At 62.3% G+C, this 16,640-nt stretch carries 15 protein-coding genes; 3 read left to right on the top strand and 12 right to left on the bottom strand.

The features are described from left to right. Window positions 1-113: 113 nt before the first annotated feature. Together ettA and LOKO_RS03525 are read left to right on the top strand one after the other, a co-directional pair. Window positions 114-1,775 (top strand): energy-dependent translational throttle protein EttA, encoded by a 1,662-nt coding sequence (gene ettA, locus LOKO_RS03530; protein WP_066445128.1) that lies wholly within the window; start codon window positions 114-116, stop codon window positions 1,773-1,775. A 465-nt stretch (window positions 1,776-2,240) separates the two neighbouring features. Beyond that, window positions 2,241-3,587, top strand: coding sequence for a DUF2254 domain-containing protein (locus LOKO_RS03525; protein ID WP_066445126.1), 1,347 nt, complete (start codon window positions 2,241-2,243; stop codon window positions 3,585-3,587). On the opposite strand, the gene LOKO_RS18555 is transcribed toward LOKO_RS03525, so the two are convergent. The 12 genes from LOKO_RS18555 to LOKO_RS03470 form a co-directional block, all read right to left on the bottom strand. Then, complete coding sequence (locus LOKO_RS18555) at window positions 3,588-3,743, bottom strand: DUF1328 domain-containing protein (protein WP_083517408.1); 156 nt, start codon at window positions 3,741-3,743, stop codon at window positions 3,588-3,590. Between the two features lie 149 nt (window positions 3,744-3,892). Continuing rightward, entirely contained in the window at window positions 3,893-4,807 is a 915-nt protein-coding gene (gene lpxL / locus LOKO_RS03520; RefSeq protein ID WP_066445121.1) for an LpxL/LpxP family Kdo(2)-lipid IV(A) lauroyl/palmitoleoyl acyltransferase, read from the bottom strand. An 85-nt stretch (window positions 4,808-4,892) separates the two neighbouring features. Continuing rightward, on the bottom strand, window positions 4,893-6,014 hold the full coding sequence (alr, locus tag LOKO_RS03515) for an alanine racemase (RefSeq protein WP_066445118.1): 1,122 nt from the start codon (window positions 6,012-6,014) through the stop codon (window positions 4,893-4,895). Window positions 6,015-6,177: 163 nt separating this feature from the next. Next, window positions 6,178-7,635, bottom strand: a complete 1,458-nt coding sequence (locus LOKO_RS03510) for a TolC family outer membrane protein (RefSeq protein WP_066445107.1) — start codon at window positions 7,633-7,635, stop codon at window positions 6,178-6,180. A 283-nt stretch (window positions 7,636-7,918) separates the two neighbouring features. After that, on the bottom strand, window positions 7,919-8,893 hold the full coding sequence (gene rpoS, locus LOKO_RS03505) for an RNA polymerase sigma factor RpoS (protein ID WP_066452199.1): 975 nt from the start codon (window positions 8,891-8,893) through the stop codon (window positions 7,919-7,921). 147 nt (window positions 8,894-9,040) lie between these two features. Next, window positions 9,041-10,096 (bottom strand): peptidoglycan DD-metalloendopeptidase family protein, encoded by a 1,056-nt coding sequence (locus tag LOKO_RS03500; protein WP_066445104.1) that lies wholly within the window; start codon window positions 10,094-10,096, stop codon window positions 9,041-9,043. After that, window positions 10,089-11,075, bottom strand: a complete 987-nt coding sequence (locus LOKO_RS03495; RefSeq protein ID WP_066445101.1) for a DUF368 domain-containing protein — start codon at window positions 11,073-11,075, stop codon at window positions 10,089-10,091. Before LOKO_RS03495 ends, LOKO_RS03500 begins: the two co-directional genes overlap by 8 nt. Next, window positions 11,072-11,752, bottom strand: coding sequence for a protein-L-isoaspartate(D-aspartate) O-methyltransferase (locus tag LOKO_RS03490; RefSeq protein ID WP_066445093.1), 681 nt, complete (start codon window positions 11,750-11,752; stop codon window positions 11,072-11,074). Before LOKO_RS03490 ends, LOKO_RS03495 begins: the two co-directional genes overlap by 4 nt. Window positions 11,753-11,791: 39 nt before the next feature. Next, window positions 11,792-12,253, bottom strand: a complete 462-nt coding sequence (locus tag LOKO_RS03485; protein ID WP_235588933.1) for an enoyl-CoA hydratase-related protein — start codon at window positions 12,251-12,253, stop codon at window positions 11,792-11,794. Beyond that, window positions 12,250-12,753 carry a MarR family winged helix-turn-helix transcriptional regulator gene (locus tag LOKO_RS03480; protein ID WP_066445090.1) on the bottom strand — a complete coding sequence of 168 codons (504 nt, stop codon included), beginning with the start codon at window positions 12,751-12,753 and terminating at the stop codon, window positions 12,250-12,252. Before LOKO_RS03480 ends, LOKO_RS03485 begins: the two co-directional genes overlap by 4 nt. Further along, complete coding sequence (locus LOKO_RS03475; RefSeq protein WP_201025356.1) at window positions 12,750-13,523, bottom strand: SDR family NAD(P)-dependent oxidoreductase; 774 nt, start codon at window positions 13,521-13,523, stop codon at window positions 12,750-12,752. The genes LOKO_RS03480 and LOKO_RS03475 overlap by 4 nt, the downstream gene beginning before the upstream one ends. After that, entirely contained in the window at window positions 13,520-15,805 is a 2,286-nt protein-coding gene (locus LOKO_RS03470; RefSeq protein ID WP_066445087.1) for a bifunctional salicylyl-CoA 5-hydroxylase/oxidoreductase, read from the bottom strand. The genes LOKO_RS03475 and LOKO_RS03470 overlap by 4 nt, the downstream gene beginning before the upstream one ends. Before the next feature lie 212 nt (window positions 15,806-16,017). Here LOKO_RS03470 and rsd point away from each other — a divergent pair, with 212 nt between their 5' ends. After that, window positions 16,018-16,518: a sigma D regulator gene (gene rsd, locus LOKO_RS03465; RefSeq protein ID WP_066445079.1), complete on the top strand. Its 501-nt coding sequence runs from the start codon at window positions 16,018-16,020 to the stop codon at window positions 16,516-16,518. The last annotated feature ends 122 nt before the right edge of the window (window positions 16,519-16,640 follow it).

Raw genomic sequence — 16,640 nt, 5'->3', positions numbered from 1 at the left:
TCGCACGCGCAGACATTTATGCAGTGTTTCCCAAAGGCCGGCGCAATGCTGGCCTTTACCCTGCCTGGCCACTATCATCGTGGCCACTGAAACCCTCAACCCAGTGGAATTCCATGGCGCAATACGTCTACACCATGAATCGGGTGGGCAAGGTCGTACCCCCCAAGAAACAGATTCTCAAGGACATCTCGCTCTCCTTCTTCCCGGGCGCCAAGATCGGTGTGCTGGGCCTCAATGGGTCCGGTAAATCGACGCTGCTGCGTATCATGGCCGGCGTCGACAAGGAGCATGAAGGGGAAGCGCGTCCCATGCCCGGCATCAACATCGGCTACCTGCCCCAGGAACCGCAGCTCGACGACGAAAAGAGCGTGCGCGAGACCGTGGAGGAAGCCCTGGGCGAGATCCAGGACGCACAGGCCAAGCTCGATGCCGTTTACGCCGCCTACGCCGAGCCGGATGCCGATTTCGACGCCCTGGCCAGCGAGCAGGCGCGGCTCGAGAACATCATCGAGGCCGCCGATGCCCACAACCTTGAGCGCAAGCTGGAAGTCGCCGCCGATGCGCTCCGCCTGCCGCCCTGGGACGCCAGGGTGGGCAATCTCTCTGGCGGCGAACGCCGCCGCGTAGCTCTGTGCCGCCTGCTGCTCTCCAATCCCGACATGCTGCTGCTCGACGAGCCCACCAACCACCTGGATGCGGAATCCGTGGCCTGGCTGGAGCGCTTCCTGCACGACTATTCGGGCACCGTGGTGGCCATCACCCACGACCGTTATTTCCTCGACAACGTGGCGGGTTGGATTCTCGAGCTCGACCGTGGCCAGGGCATACCCTTCGAGGGCAACTACTCCCAGTGGCTGGAATCGAAGGAGAAGCGCCTCGAGCAGGAAGCCAAGCAGGAAGCCTCGCGCCAGAAGGCGATCAAGCACGAGCTGGAGTGGGTGCGCAGCAACGCCAAGGGCCGCCAGGCCAAGAGCAAGGCGCGCCTCAATCGCTTCGAGGAGATGCAGTCGGGTGACTTCCAGAAACGCAATGAGACCAACGAGATCTATATTCCGCCCGGGCCGCGCCTGGGTGACAAGGTCATCGAATTCCATGGCGTCTCGAAGCGCTTCGACGACAAGCTCCTCTATGAGGACTTGAGCTTCACCGTGCCCAAGGGTGCCATCGTGGGCATCGTCGGCGGCAACGGTGCCGGCAAGTCGACGCTGTTCAAGCTCATCGATGGCAAGGAACAGCCGGATGGCGGCGAAGTCGTCGTCGGCGATACCGTCGAGATCGCCTACGTCGAACAGCTACGCGATGCGCTGGACGACAAGCAGACGGTATGGGAAGCGGTGTCCGACGGCCAGGACATGCTCAACATCAACGGCTATGAGGTCTCCTCGCGGGCCTACGTGGGTCGTTTCAACTTCAAGGGCAACGACCAGCAAAAGTTCCTCAAGGACCTCTCCGGCGGGGAGCGCGGCCGCCTGCAGCTGGCCCAGACCCTCAAGCAGGGAGCCAACGTGCTGCTGCTCGATGAACCGTCCAACGACCTGGATATCGAGACCTTGCGTGCCCTGGAAGAGGCCCTGCTCGCCTTCCCCGGCTGCGCCTTGGTGATCTCCCACGATCGCTGGTTCCTCGATCGGATCGCTACCCACGTACTCGCCTTCGAGGGCGACTCCCAGGTCGTCTTCTTCGAGGGCAACTACACCGACTACGAGCTGGATCACCGCAAGCGGGTCGGCAACGATACGCCCCACCGCATGAAGTACAAGCGCATCGACGCCTAAAGTGCTCTCGATACGCTTGCCATCAAGCCCCGACCTACACAAGGCGGGGCTTTTTGCTGGTCCCTACCTGACCTTTCCACAGAAACCAGTCCACCGACAATGTTAGGTTTCCGCTATGTTTACCCTCATAGCAGAATATCTTGCCATGAAGCATGACCGTCATACCGGAGACCAGGTCACTACCATCCTCAACGCCAACGAGCACACTCTCGATCACCGCGTCAGCCCGACATAAACGCGTGACCGAGCCGACCCTCTGCCGCGGGACAGCCACGTAAATCGGGATGGGAGTTGTCGGAAGCCAAGTGCCTCCGCGAACCGGAGACCGAGAATGCCCGTCTTGAGCAGGTCCGGGCGGAAAGCGCTCTCGACAATGCAAGCGTACCTACTTCTCACATGGAAAGCGGGCCTGAGTCAGGGGGAATTTCAGACCGAGTCGTAACCCAACGCCGAAAAGGATTTCCAATGATCACAGCATTTTACAATCCCATCAAGATGGTCAAGGCGTACCGACAAAGCATCGCTTACATACCCAGCCTGCTAGCGCTGGGGTATTTTTTGCTGGGATTGGCGGCTGTAGTGCCAGAAGAAGGGCTGATTCCATTACCTGTTACGCTTGAGTTCTTACACTTTACCGACACCGAAACGCGCCGCACGCTGTTATCGGCCTTGCTCACAGGCATGGTCTCACTGATGGTCTTCAGCTTCTCGATGGTCATGTCGGTGCTTTCCCAGGCGGGTGGAAACTTTTCTCACAAGCTGGTTTTCGGCCTGGTAACCAAACGGCATCATCAATGGGTGCTTGGGCACTACCTAGGTACCATTCTTTATGTTCTGATGCTGCTGATGATGCCGGGAAGCGACGATTCGCCAGGCTTATGGCGTTCGTTGCACGCCTACTTGGGTGCGGTGATGGTGATTCACTGCCTCGCGCTATTCGTCTATTTTATCCACAAGGCTTCACAGTCAGTGCAAGTCAATTCAGTTGCCGCCAGCCTTCATCAAGCCACCAGCCATTCTCTGAGCCGCATGAAAGCGCGCCAGCAAGCGGCGCGATTCGAGCATTTTTCCCAGGTCAAACCAGTCACTACCACACACTTTTTCATCGCTTCAGACCAAACCGGCACGATCCAGCGAGCGGATTTCGAGAAACTCGCCGAGTTGGCCGCCAATAAAGAAGCCATTCTGTATTTTAACGTTTCATTGGGTGATTTCGTTCTGAAGGGCTATCCCTTGCTGAGTGTCGAAGCGGCAGACGCCCCGGATGAAGAATGGACACAGGAAATACTGGCGCAGGTCGTGCTTGGCCAGGCCGAATCGATCGAGGATTCCCATGTGCATGGGTTGACACAACTGATGGAGATCGCCATCAAGGCGCTATCACCCGGCGTGAACGATCCCGGCACTGCTTTGTTATGTATCAATCAGTTGGCAGATTTGTTGCGGCAAAGGCTCGACTTCAGCCCCTGCAATGCACTGGTGGATGGGCAGGGTAAGCTTCGAGTCACATGGCCTACGGAAGACTTTCATAACCTGCTATATCGCATTATCACGCCGATTCTACGCTACGGGCACAAGGACCTGTCGATTGGCCTGAGCCTCCTGGAGGCGTTGAAGACGTTGTCTCTCTTTGCCGGAAGCGCACAGAGAGAAAGTTTACAGCAGCAGGCTGATAGAGTGTTCGAGATGCTGAACCAGACGGCCCAGCATCATCTCGATCGTGATTTTATCAACAGGGAGCTTCATCGCGGCGAGCACCGCTTGATACTGCCAGATTCGCTACCCGCCACATTTAGACGTGACGAGGAATAATCAACCTCGCCCGCGAATCAGCGACACGATGAATAGCACGATGAACAGGAAAAACAGAATCTGAGCGATGGTAGTGGCTGCACCAGCGATGCCGGTAAAACCAAGCACACCTGCGATAATGGCGATGATCAGGAACAACATTGCGTTGCCGAGCATAGTGACCTCCTTGGTCTTTTGATTTCTAGCGCAAAAGCGCCGAAAATTCCCTTTGTGTGTCCCTAAGCTTTGCGTCAACTGATGGAATCGTCAAGTTACCGCCCGTCATCCCTTGTAACGGATGCCTGCTTTCCGTAACCCTCAAATGCTCAATAGAAACCCGGCTCCCCGGCAGGACGGGTCTTGAAGCGACGATGCAGCCATAGATACTGCTCGGGGTGCTTGCGAATGGCGCCTTCGATAAAGGCGTTAACCTGGGTTGCATCCTGCACTTCGTCGCCGCTGGGAAAGGCTTCCAGCGGGGGGTGGCACTCGATGGTATAGGTGCGGTCATCGGGGTTGCGGTGGAACATCAATGGTACGACCGGTGCGCCGGTCATCCGCGCGATCTTGGCAGTCAGTCGAATCGATGCCGTCTCGATTCCGAAAAAGGGCGCGAACACGCTCACATCACGGCCGAAGTCCTGATCCGGAGAGTACCAGACGATATGTCCCGCCTTGATGCGACGTACCACGCCACGCAGATCACGGCGATCGATGGCTTCGCCGAAAATATCGCGGCGTGCATCGGTCATGAAGCGATCGAACAAGGGATTGTTGTGGGGACGATAGACGACATCGGCCGGGAAGTAGAGCGAATGTAGCGCCCCGCCAAGGTCGAGGGTAGAGAAGTGAATGCCCACCACCAGCACCCCCTTGCCACGGGCCTGAGCGGCAGCAAGATGGTGCCGGTTCTTGTAGGTGACCCGGTGACGCAAGTGCCGTGGGTCGCGACACCAGGCGGTTGCCGTCTCGAGTATCCCTATGCCGTTGGCGATGAAGGTCTCGCGGACCCGCTGGCGACGCTGCTCATCGCTCCATTCGGGAAAACAGAGGCGCAGGTTGGTATCAACGATATGCCGGCGCCGTGGGACCAGGCGCCAGACCAGCAGGCCGATACCCTTGCCCAATGCCAGCTTCAGCCGCCACGGCAGCCAGGCACCCGTCCACATGAAAGCGATCGCCAGCCAGGCGGGCCAGAAGCGCGGGTGGGCAAAGGAGGAGGGCCAGTTACGCTTGGACATACAGGTTCCATTCGCTCAAAACGCACATCATACCGTGCCCGCTAACGTCTCGCAGGTGAGGTGTCGCCAACGCGGCACTCCCCCCTCAGGCATCGAGACCAAGATAGCGGCGCGGCACCCTCGGAAGCACGCCGGTAAGCAGGGTATAGCTGATGGTGTCGCAATGACGTGCCACCGTATCTACCGACAGTACCCGGCCGTTGCTGGCCTCCCCCCACAGCACGACCTCGGTACCGATACCGGCCTCGGCAATGTCGGTCACATCCACGGTAAGCATATCCATGGACACCTTGCCGGCTAAGCTGGCAGGCTGCCCCGCCACCAGAACCGGCGTGCCATCCACGGCGTGGCGGTCATAGCCGTCACCATAGCCGCAGGCCACCACCGCGATACGCGATGGCCGCGGCGCTCGCCAGCGTCCGGCATAGCCAACGGCTTCGCCGATATTCAAGTCGCGCATGGCGATGATCTCCGAGCGCAGCGTCATGACCGGCTTCAGGCGTCGCGTCGCATCACTGGCAACCTCCAGGGGATCGCTACCGTAAAGCATCACCCCTGGGCGCACCCAGGCACCATGCGCCTCGGGCCAGGCCAGGGTCGCCGGCGAGTTGGCCAGGCAGAGCGGCACGTCGAGACGCTGCGCCAGCTCTCGCATGCAGGCGAGCTGCTGGCGAAAATAGCCGTCATCGACGGCGTCGGCGGTGGCAAAGTGGCTCATCAGCTGCACCGCGGTGACACACTCGGGACTCTCCGTGAGGCGCTTCCAGACATCGGTGACCTCTTCTGGCGTGAATCCCAGGCGATGCATGCCGGAGTCGACCTTGAGCCACACCGGGATCGGCCGGGCCGGGCGGTGCGCCAGCAAGGCATTGACCTGCCACTCGCTATGCACCGCCAGCCACAGGCCAAGCGCTTCGACACGGGCCAGCTCGCCGGCCTCGAAGATACCCTCGAGCAGTACGATCGGTGCTTCGATATGGCCCTCTCTCAAGGCCTCGGCCTCCTCGATGCTGGCAACCGCAAAGGCAGGCGGCCTGACGCCGGCCGGCAGGGACTCCAGCGCCGCTGCACAGGCGACGCTGCCATGGCCGTAGGCGTCGGCCTTGATCACTGCCAGCGCCTGGCTGTGGGGTGCCAGCTCGCGAGCCAGGCAGTAATTGTGACGCAGGGCGTCAAGGTCGATATCAGCGACCAGGGGCCTTGCCATGAAAACCTCCTCACGAGAAGCAATGACGCCGAATTATCCTCTATATGATTACTATAATCACGAAAAGAACCACCGATTTATCGGTGGTTCTTTATAGGTAATTCTAAAATTCAACAAAATATCAGTTTATCTTATGTCGACAAATCATCATGTCAGCCAGTCTTCACGAAGGCGCCCGGGGACGCTCGCCAATATTCATGACCGGACTGTCATTGGCCTCGTCCGGCAGCTCCAGGGAGACGCTCTCCTCATCGGAAAGCCAGGCATTGACAGCCTGGATCGAGTCCGCCCCGAGCAGCCCCGCCTGCAGCTGTAGCTGCAGCAGACCCAGCACATAGTCATAGCGGGCTTCGGCATGGTCGGCGATGGCATTGAACAGGCTCTGCTCGGCATTGAGCACGTCGACGATATTCCGCGTGCCCACCTCGTAACCCGAGCGCGTCGCCTCAAGGGCGCTCTGGTTGGACACGATCGCCTGGCGGCGCGCCTCGACGGTCTCCACATCGTTATTGACGCGGGTAAACAGCGAACGTACCTGCTGGATGGTGTCGCGGCGCTGTGCCTCGAAATCGTACTGGCTCACCTCCAGGGCAAAGCCGCTTTGGCGGATCTGTGCCTCGGTGGACCCGCCCGTATAGAGCGGTACGCTGGCACGAAGTCCGACCTGGCTCTCGGAGCTGTAATTCGTACCGGTACGGTCACTGTCCGACCAGCCATAGGTAGCGAAGGCGGAGACTACCGGACGCTGCCCCGCCCGGGAGATCTCGACCTGGCTCCTGGCGACTTCGATACCCGCCTGTGCCATCAGCACCATGGGGCTGTTGTCCATGGCGAGCGTCACCCAGTCCTCGCGATCCCCCGGTTCGGGCGGCACGATGGGGATATCGTCATCCAGGGCATCGATGCTGTCATAGCGGTGCCCGGTCAGCCGCTCCAGCGCCTCGAAGCTGACCTGCATGGCGCTTTCTGCCGCGATGCGCTGAGCGCGCGCCAGATCGAAGGAGGCCTGGGCCTCATGCACGTCGGTAATGGCGATCAGCCCCACCTCGAAACGTTCACGGGCCTGCTCCAGTTGGCGACTGATGGCTGTCTCCTGTGCGCGACGAGCGCTCAGGATATCGTGAGCACGCAGGATCTCGAAGTAGGCATCAGCCACCGTGAAGAGCAATTGCTGTCGGGCAACATCCAGTGACACGGCATCGCGGTCGATCTCCCGCTCGGCCCGAGCGAGCTGGGCCTGTCGCGCTGGATCATAGAGCGCCTGCTCGGCGTCCAGGCTTACCCCGACGCTATTGATGGTGTCGTCTCGCGGAGCCACTTCGCCCGGCACGCCGCCTTCAGGCACGCCTTGCTGGCCCTGGGCAGCGCTTGAATAGATTCGCGAATGGCTGACGTTGCCCCCGACCGCAATCTGCGGCAGCAGGGTACCGCGCTGCACGTCCCGGGCAGCCTCGGTCGCCAGAAAGCCGGAGCGGACGGAAGCCAGCTCGGCATCGTTCTCGAGGGCATCCTGGGCAATGGTCCAGAGGTCGGCGCCTTGCGCACTGCCGGCCATTGAAAGAGTGACAAACGTGGCAATCCAGCGCTTGCGAAAGCAACGTGATAAGGCTGGGCGAGACATGGTCGATGTTCCCTTAACGACAAGACGCGCCCGGAAAACCGCAAGGCGCGACGACGATGCGCCGTAGCGCACCCATGATACGAACTGGCCGGAACGGGCCGCCTGCCGGGCCAGCGGCCCATCCCGGAGCATAAGGGAAATGCTGAACAAATCGACGAGCGAGATGAAGCACAAGGCGCACGGAGCACAGGAACCGGAGCATATGGGTTATATGTGAGGATTCCGAGCACCGCGCAACGAAGTGATGCACTCGCACAGTCATTTGTGCAGTCTTTCCTAAGCGCTATTCGAAGATAGAGTCCATGGACAGGCCCTGCTTCTCCAGTACTCGACGCAGCTTCTTGAGCGCTTCAACCTGTATCTGGCGTACCCGCTCACGGGTCAGGCCGATTTCGTCTCCAACCTCTTCCAGCGTAGCGGCCTCATGCCCGCGCAGGCCGAAACGGCGGATCACCACCTCTGTCTGCTTTTCGGTCAGTTCCGCCAGCCAGTCGTCGACATGCTGCTTGACATCGACGTCCACCAGGGACGACTCGGGACCCTGCTCGTTGTCATCGGCAATGGTCTCGATCAGCGGCTTGTCGCTTTCGCCGCCCATCGGATAGTCCACCGACGAAACGCGCTCATTGAGCCCCATCATCTTCTTGACCGCCTCAACCGGCTTGTCGAGGTGTTCGGCGATCTCCTCGGCGGTGGCCTCGTGGTCGAGCTTCTGGGTCAGCTCGCGGGCCGCCCGAAGGTAGATATTGAGCTCCTTGACCACATGGATCGGCAGGCGAATGGTGCGCGTCTGGTTCATCAGCGCCCGCTCGATGGTCTGGCGAATCCACCAGGTGGCATAGGTGGAGAAACGGAAGCCCCGCTCGGGATCGAATTTTTCAACGGCGCGAATGAGCCCAAGGTTCCCCTCCTCGATCAGGTCGAGCAGGGTCAAGCCTCGGTTGAGGTAGCGCCGGGCGATCTTGACCACCAGGCGAAGGTTGGACTCGATCATCCTCGATCGACCGGCGGGGTCGCCCTTCTGGGCAAGGCGGCCGTAATAGACCTCCTCTTCCGGTGTCAGCAGGGGGGAAAAACCAATTTCGTTGAGATAGATCTGAGTGGCATCAAGGCTGTGATGATAGTGCTTATCCTCACGACTCAGCGCCTTTTCGAACGCCTCCTCTTCCCCGACTACACTCTCTTCACTGGCGCCAAGCTCCTGCTCGGCTTCAGCGACATCCTCTAGATTCACGTCCTGAAGGTCCCGTTCAAGCATGCTCATCGGTTGCTACCCCGTGGTTTCGTCCTGAGGTGCCGGTCTACACCTGACATCATCTTTCGGCACGCGTTGCGCTGTTATTATGTCATCACGCGGCGTCGTTGACGCCGCCATACTACCCGGCGGATGGCCCGAAGCGACGGTCTACCGCTCCGGCAGATAGTTCAGGGGGTCCTGAGGCTGGCCATCCTTGCGCACCTCAAAATGCAGCCTGACGCTCTCCGCATCACTATCACCCATGGTGGCGATGACCTCACCGGCCTCGACCACATCATTCTCGCGAACCCTGAGGCTGTCGTTGTGGGCGTAGGCGCTGAGGTATTGGTCATTATGCTTTAGCAGAATGAGGTTGCCATAGCCTCTCACTCCGCTGCCCGCATAGACCACGATACCTGGGCCAGCTGCTCTGACAGGTTGCCCCTTTTGCCCGTCGATATCAATGCCCGCGGTGATACTTCCGCCTTCACCGAAACGCCCGATGAGGGCGCCATCGGCCGGCCATTGCCAGTCGACCTCTTCCACCGGCGTGTAGCTTCGACTTTCTCGCTCAGGCGGTTGTTCCGGTGCACCCGCCACCTCGGTTCCGGCATCCGGCTCGGCGGCTGGGGCTGGCTCGGGTTCCGGTGCCTCGACCACTTCCGGCTCTTGCGACGGCTCGGGTGTGGGCTCTGGCTGACGCTCCGGTTCAGGCTCGGGCTCGGCGGCCGGTGGTGCCGCGGCGATCTGGCCGGCGCTTTCCACCGCCGCCTGGCTCGGGCTCGGCTCTCCGCTCTCCAAAGGCTCGGCAGTCAGGCGCCGGCTGCGCTCGATGGCCTCGTCATCAGGCAGCAGCCAGTCGCTATCACCAACGTCGACAGCACCGCCCAGGCCAGTGGCCGTGGCAACTTCCGTATCGCGCTGCTCGCGGGGAGCTTCGCTGGCGGGGCGCGCGGCTCCACTCTCGTCCAGCCGCAGCTGCTGGCCTGGCTCGATCCTGTAGGGTGGGCTGATCTGGTTGAGGCGCGCCAGATCGCGATAGTCCATGTCGTGTCGCCAGGCAATACCGTAGAGCGTATCGCCAGCCTCCACGGTGTATTGACTGACAGAAGCACGCTCGCGACTCACGGAGAGATCGCGAACCTGGGGAGCGGAGTGCTCCTGCTGAGCGGCACAGCCGGTCATCGCCAGGGCGACGGCGGATACCAGTAATACCTTACGCATTGGAGCCATCCTCCTTGTCAGGCGAAGTTTGAGGGCCGGCCGCCACCTTGCCGGAGGCACTCACACGATGGTAGCCAGCCAGGGCCAGCACCAGCACGGCGCCGATCAGCATCGTGGCCAGCACCGGCAGCATCAACCCGTAGTCCCCGGTCAGGTTGGCGTAGTCTCCGGGAGTCAGGTAGCGGTAGTCGAGGGGGATCATCTGGCCTTGCGGGCCGAGCTGGTAGCGCACCAGCTCACGCCAGGGCCAAAGCACCGGCAGCGAGCCGACGATGAAACCGATCAGCAGCTGCATCGTGGCGGTGCGATGGTGGTGCAGCAGCCACGACAGCAGGCGCGAAAAGCCAAACAGGCCGATCAGGCAGCCCACCGCGAAGATCGACAGCAGCTCCAGGTCGAAACCGCGAATGCCTTCCATCACCGTGCCATAGAGCCCCATGGTCAGGAGCAGGAAGCTGCCGGAGACCCCGGGCAGCAGCAGAGCGCTGATGGCGATGGCGCCCCCGACGATCAGCATCAATGCCTCGCTGCCCAGCAGGGTGATGACCGGCATCAGCGAAGGCAGCGCATGGGCCAGCAACAGTCCAACGACGAGAGGCAGCAGATGCCACAGCTTCCAGTCGGCGGGGTGACGACTGACCACGATGGCCGAGGCGGCAACCAGCCCGAAGAAGAAGCCATTGAGCAGCAGCGGGTGCTCTTCCATCAGCCACACCACCAGGTGGGCCACCGTGACCAGGCTGGCACCGATACCGAGCAGCAGCGGAATTGCAAACGCCAGGTTGAGGTGGGTGGCCAGCAGGGCAAGGCCGCCACGACGCCAGGCAGTGAAGGCACTGGGGCCAAACTGCTTGATGGTATGGATCAGCTCCTCGTAGATGCCGGTGACGAAGGCAATGGTGCCGCCGGATACCCCGGGAACCGCATCCGCGGCCCCCATGCCGGCGCCCTTGAGGAACACACTGAGTTGACGCTTCAACGAATCACTCCTTGCAGCAGCGGCACGAAACGAACTCTCTCGAGCCGCTTGACTTCTTGTCGGTTGCCGACGCGACGAACCCGGGTCAGCCATTGCTCTCCCCCGGCATCGGCCAGCGGCAGAATCATGACGCCGCCATCGGCGAGTTGGGACACCAGCACGTCCGGTAATTCCTGAGCACAGGCGGTCAGCAGTATGACATCGAAGGGCGCCGCTTCGGACCAGCCGTGCCCCCCGTCCGCCAGCCGCAATCGAACGTTGTATGCCTTGAGCAGACGTAGACGCTCCGCCGCTCGGTGATGCAAGGCATTGATTCGTTCGACGGACCAGAGTTCCGGTACCAGCCGTGCAAGAATCAACGTTTGGTAGCCGGAGCCGGTACCGATCTCCAGCACGCGCCGGGGCGACTCATTCAGCACCAGCTCGGTCATCCGCGCCACCATCCATGGCTGGGACAGCGTCTGGCCCAGACCGATGGGCAGCGAGGTGTCCTCGTAGGCCCGGTGTGACAGCGCCTCATCGAGAAACAGGTGGCGCGGCTCACTGGCCATGGCCGTGAGTACCCGCTCGTCCTCGATACCCTGGTCGGCCAGGCGTGCGACCATCCGGTCTCGGGTTCGCTGCGATGTCATGCCCACCCCGCGCAGCAGCTCGGGCAGTTGTTCAGGTGAATGCATCCAGCCAGCCTTGCACGTCTTCGATGGCCGCATGACGCGTCAGATCGGTCTGCAGCCGGCCAGGCCCACCCGGGTAAAGAGAAAGGCGGTACTGGCCCGGGGCGTGGCGAAGCGGATGTCCGAGGCCATGGCAATGATCGCCCCGGCACCGACACAGATGCCATCGACGGCGGCGATGACCGGCTTGGTACAGTGGATCATCGCCTTGACCAGGTCACCGGTCATGCGGGTGAAGGCCAGCAGCTCCTTCATGTCGCTATCGACCAGCGGTGCGATGATTTCGTGGACATCGCCGCCGGAGCAGAAGTTGTCGCCGTTGGCGGTGAATACCACCGCCTTGACGTCCTCGGCATAGACCAGGTCGCGGAAGGTGTCGCGCAGTTCGGCGTAGCTGTCGAAGGTGAGCGGATTCTTGCGCTCGGGGCGGTTCAGGCGAATGACGGCGACCTCGCCCTCCATGCGCCAGAGGAAGTGCTGCGGCGTCAGTTCCGCCAGTTTCATTGTCTATCTCCCGTATCGGCCGGCAAGCCGTGCAGTAGCTCGCCGATATGGTGGGCATCGTCTTCGGTGACGCCGTCGAGCAGGGCATTGACCCAGCCTTCGTGGGCGACGGCCATGTCCGAGAAGGTGGCGCGTCCGGCCGCGGTGAGCCGTACCAGGGTGGCGCGCCGGTCTCCCTCGATGGCGATACGTTCCACCAGGCCATCGTCGACCAGGCGCTCGACGATGCCGGTGACATTGCCATTGGAGACCCGCAGCCGCTTCGACAGCTCGTTCATTTTCAGCCCGTCCGAGTCGCGGTAGAGCGCTGCCATGACGTCGAACCGGGGGAGGGTGGAGTCGAACGACAGGCGCAGCTTTTCACGCAGTTCCGCCTCGATCTGGCGGGTCACCCGCAGCATGCGTAGCCATAGCCGCAGGCGCTCCTTGCTCAGGGACTCCTTGCCAAGGGAGTCTCCGGCAGGCGTTGCCGGCTCGAGCGGCTGACATTCGTTGCTCATGCCTCACCTCCCGAGATCGAGATCGCCTGACCGGTAATGGCACCGCTGTGGGGGCCGCAGAGCCATAGCGCCGTGGCCGTGACCTCGGCGGGCCGGATCAGCCGCCCCGTGGGATTGGTCGATTGAAAGTGGGCGCGGGCCTGCTCGGGGCTCTGGCCGGTCTTGTCGACCACGTTGGCAATGCTGGCTTCCAGTAGCGGGGTATCGGTGAAGCCGGGGCACAGCGCATTGACGGTGATGTCTCGGCCCGCGGTTTCCCGAGCCAGGGCGCGTACCAGGCCCACCACGCCGTGCTTGGCGGCGCAGTAGGGCGCCACATAGGCGTAGCCCTTGAGCCCGGCGGTGGAGGCCACGGCGATCAGGCGCCCGCCATCGTTGAGGTGGCGCAGCCCCTCGCGCAGGGTCAGGAAGACCCCGGTGAGATTCACCTCGAGCATGCGCTGCCACTGCGCCAGCGAGGTGCGCGAGAGCGGCGCGCTGTCAGCAGCGCCGGCGTTGGCGATGACGATATCGACCTCGCCCAGTCGCTCGAAGAGCGCGATCATGTCGGCTTCGCTGGTGACGTCGGCCACGGCAGTTGAAACGTTCGGGTGCCCTTTGGCCACGGCCTCCAGTGCCGCGCCCCGCCGCCCGGTGATGGTCACCGCGGCGCCGGCCTCGGCGAAGGCCTGCGCCATGTCGGCGCCGATGCCGCTGCCACCGCCGGTGATGACCACGCGCTTGCCCTGCATTTCGCTCTCGTTCATGTTTTCGTTCACATCATCGCTCATGTCCACCCCTCGCCGCGCTCGGCCAGGCGCTGGAGCTGGTCGCGGCCGGGGCCATAGGGTTGTGGCCAGTCGCACTGGCTGTCACCGAGGCCCGCCGCCGCGTGCAGTGTCCAGTAGGGATCGGCCAAGTGCGGCCGGGCCAGGCAGACCAGATCGGCGCGGCCCGCCATCAGGATCGAGTTGACGTGGTCGGCCTGGTAGATGTTGCCCACCGCCATGGTGGCCATGCCGGTTTCGTTGCGGATGCGATCGGAGAAGGGGGTCTGGAACATGCGACCGTACATCGGCCTGGCCCGGGTCGAGGTCTGTCCGGCGGAGACGTCGATGATGTCTATCTCGGCGCCCTTGAGCAGGCGGGCTATTTCGACAGCCTCATCGGGGGTGACACCCTCGTCGCCGACCCAGTCGTTGGCCGAGATGCGAACCGCCAGCGGCTTGTGAGTCGGCCAGGCCTGGCGCACCGCTCGGATCACCTCCAGCGGGTAGCGCATGCAATTTTCCAGCGAGCCGCCGTACTCGTCATCGCGACGGTTGGTCAGCGGCGTGATGAACGAGGAGAGCAGGTAGCCGTGGGCGGCGTGTACCTCGAGCATGTCGAAGCCGGCGCGCTCGGCCATCTTTGCTGCGGCGACGAACTCGTCGCGTACGCGGTCCATGTCGGCGCGGTCCATGGCCTTGGGTACCTGGTTGCGATCCGACCAGGGCACGGCGGAGGCCGCCAGGATCGGCCAGTTGCCCTCGGCCAGCGGCGCGTCCATCTCCTGCCAGCCGAGCTGGGTCGAGCCCTTGGGGCCGGAGTGGCCGACCTGGGCGCACAGCTTCGCTGGGGTCTCGGCGTGAACGAAATCGCACAGCCGCTTCCAGGCCGCTTCGTGCTCTGGGGCGTAGAAGCCCGGGCACCCCGGGGTGATGCGCCCTTCGGGCGATACACAGGTCATCTCGGTATAAACCAGTCCGGCGCCGCCCTTGGCGCGCTCGGCGTAATGCACGAAGTGCCAGTCGGTTGGCCGTCCGTCCACTGCCTTGTACTGGGCCATGGGGGAGACCACGATGCGGTTGGCGAGCCGCATGTCGCGCAGCGTGAAGGGGGCGAACATCGGCGCCCGCGACCCGCCCTCGTTGCCCGCCTGCTGCTGGAACCAGCGCTCGGCGCTCTCGAGCCACTGTGGGTCGCGCAGGCGCAGGTTCTCGTGGCTGATGCGCTGGGAGCGGGTCAGCAGGGAGTAGTTGAACTGTACCGGGTCCAGGTCCAGGTAGCGTTCCACCTGCTCGAACCACTCGGTGGAGTTGCGCGCCGCCGACTGCAGGCGCAGCACTTCGGTGCGACGCTCCTCTTCATAGCGGGCGAAGGCGCTGGCCATGTCGGGTTCGCTGTGCAGATACTCCGCCAGGGCGATGGCGCTCTCCAGTGCCAGCTTGGTGCCAGAGCCAATGGAGAAGTGCGCGGTGGCGGCGGCGTCGCCCATCAGCACCACGTTGTCGAAGCTCCAGCGCTCGCACAGCACCCGGGGGAAGTTGATCCATGCGGAGCCGCGTATATGGTGAGCATTGGTCATCAGTGCATGGCCGCCCAGATGGCGGGCGAATATCCGTTCGCAGACGGCGATCGACTCCTGCTGGCTCATCTCGCCGAAGCCAAAGGCCTCCCAGGTGGCTTCGCTGCACTCGACGATGAAGGTCGCGGAATCGGCGTCGAACTGGTAGGCATGGGCCCACACCCAGCCGTGTTCCGTCTTCTCGAAGATGAAGGTAAAGGCATCGTTGAAGGTCTGGTGGGTACCGAGCCAGACGAACTTGCAGGCACGCACGTCGATATCGGGATTGAAGTGTTCGGCATAGCGCTGGCGGGTGCGGGAGTTGAGGCCGTCGGCGGCCATCACCAGGTCGAACTCGCGGCGCAATTCATCGATGGCGGTGTCGGGGATGTCGCTCTGAAAGCGCAGCTCGATGCCGAGCTCGCGAGCGCGGGCCTGCAGCAGCAGTAGCAGGCGGTGACGGCCGATGCCGCAGAAGCCGTGACCGGTGGAGACCGTCTTCACGCCATCGTGGATCACCGCGATATCGTCCCAGTAGGCGAAGTGTTCGCGGATGTGCGCTGCACTCACGGCATCGTTGGCGGCCAGGTTGTCGAGTGTTTCGTCAGAGAGCACCACGCCCCAGCCGAAGGTGTCGTCGGGAAGGTTGCGCTCGAACACCACGATCTCGTGAGCGGGGTCGTGCAGCTTCATGCTGATGGCGAAGTAGAGCCCTGCTGGGCCCCCGCCGAGACAGGCTATCCTCATGGGGTGTGATCTTCCGCCGGTTATCGTTGTTTGTCTTGAGACTAGGTCGTAATCGAATATAGTTCAAGTATGAAATTTCATGATTGAAGTTTCTGGCTTGAACTATATCGTCCTGGATTCTGGCCGACCCAGGATTGACAGCGAGCCTGGCAGGGGTGAGTCTGTGCTTTCAGGTCGAAATGGCATCGGCTTCATAAGGGAAGGAGGCGGACATGCTGGAAGATTGCAAGAGCGCTCGGGAGCGCTGGGGTGGCGTACACCAGCTGATCGACCGCTGGCTCGACGAGCGGCGCGAGCTTCTGGTGAACTTCATCGAGCTCAAGGAGGCCTGCGACACTGAGCTCGAGGCCGTGAGCAAGCCCCAGATCGATCGCTTCAGTGAGCTGCTGATGGACTATATCAGTGCCGGTCACTTCGAGATTTACCCCCAACTGCGGGAGGAAGCACTGGCCTTCGAGGATCAGGATGCCCTGGGGATCGCCGCGAAGCTGTTGGAGCGCCTGGAAATGTCCACCGAGCTGGTGCTCGCCTTCGATGCCGACTACTCCACGCCAGTGCGCTGCCAGCACTTTCTGCCACGGCTGCCTGCCTGGCTCGACCGCCTGGCCAAAGGGCTGACCGAACGCTTTGCCTTAGAAGACCAGTTGATTGCACGGCTGCATGCCGCCCACACGCCGCTGGCCACTTCACAGGCCGAGCCGAACAGGGCCTGAGAGCCGGGCCTGGAAACAAGGCTCAGAGAATTGACACTACCGAATTGATCGGCAAATCACCTGAGAAACGCCCTGGGCCGCTTGACCGCCCAGGGCGTTTTTCATTCATGGGCGCCAGGACA

This window comes from Halomonas chromatireducens (assembly GCF_001545155.1).
GTDB classification, from domain to species: Bacteria; Pseudomonadota; Gammaproteobacteria; order Pseudomonadales; family Halomonadaceae; genus Halomonas; species Halomonas chromatireducens.
The sequence above is the reverse complement of the archived record's forward strand: the minus strand, read 5'-3'. Positions and strand labels throughout refer to the sequence as shown.

Bases quoted from the DNA above. Each gene is read 5' to 3' on its own strand.
- LOKO_RS03485 (WP_235588933.1), bottom strand. From the start codon at position 12,253: ATGAAACTGGCGGAACTGACGCCGCAGCACTTCCTCTGGCGCATGGAG.
- LOKO_RS03490 (WP_066445093.1), bottom strand. From the start codon at position 11,752: ATGCATTCACCTGAACAACTGCCCGAGCTGCTGCGCGGGGTGGGCATG.
- alr (WP_066445118.1), bottom strand. From the start codon at position 6,014: ATGGCAAGGCCCCTGGTCGCTGATATCGACCTTGACGCCCTGCGTCAC.
- LOKO_RS03525 (WP_066445126.1), top strand. From the start codon at position 2,241: ATGATCACAGCATTTTACAATCCCATCAAGATGGTCAAGGCGTACCGA.
- ettA (WP_066445128.1), top strand. From the start codon at position 114: ATGGCGCAATACGTCTACACCATGAATCGGGTGGGCAAGGTCGTACCC.
- LOKO_RS18555 (WP_083517408.1), bottom strand. From the start codon at position 3,743: ATGCTCGGCAACGCAATGTTGTTCCTGATCATCGCCATTATCGCAGGT.
- lpxL (WP_066445121.1), bottom strand. From the start codon at position 4,807: ATGTCCAAGCGTAACTGGCCCTCCTCCTTTGCCCACCCGCGCTTCTGG.
- LOKO_RS03510 (WP_066445107.1), bottom strand. From the start codon at position 7,635: ATGTCTCGCCCAGCCTTATCACGTTGCTTTCGCAAGCGCTGGATTGCC.
- LOKO_RS03470 (WP_066445087.1), bottom strand. From the start codon at position 15,805: ATGAGGATAGCCTGTCTCGGCGGGGGCCCAGCAGGGCTCTACTTCGCC.
- LOKO_RS03480 (WP_066445090.1), bottom strand. From the start codon at position 12,753: ATGAGCAACGAATGTCAGCCGCTCGAGCCGGCAACGCCTGCCGGAGAC.
- LOKO_RS03475 (WP_201025356.1), bottom strand. From the start codon at position 13,523: ATGAGCGATGATGTGAACGAAAACATGAACGAGAGCGAAATGCAGGGC.
- rpoS (WP_066452199.1), bottom strand. From the start codon at position 8,893: ATGCTTGAACGGGACCTTCAGGACGTGAATCTAGAGGATGTCGCTGAA.
- rsd (WP_066445079.1), top strand. From the start codon at position 16,018: ATGCTGGAAGATTGCAAGAGCGCTCGGGAGCGCTGGGGTGGCGTACAC.
- LOKO_RS03500 (WP_066445104.1), bottom strand. From the start codon at position 10,096: ATGCGTAAGGTATTACTGGTATCCGCCGTCGCCCTGGCGATGACCGGC.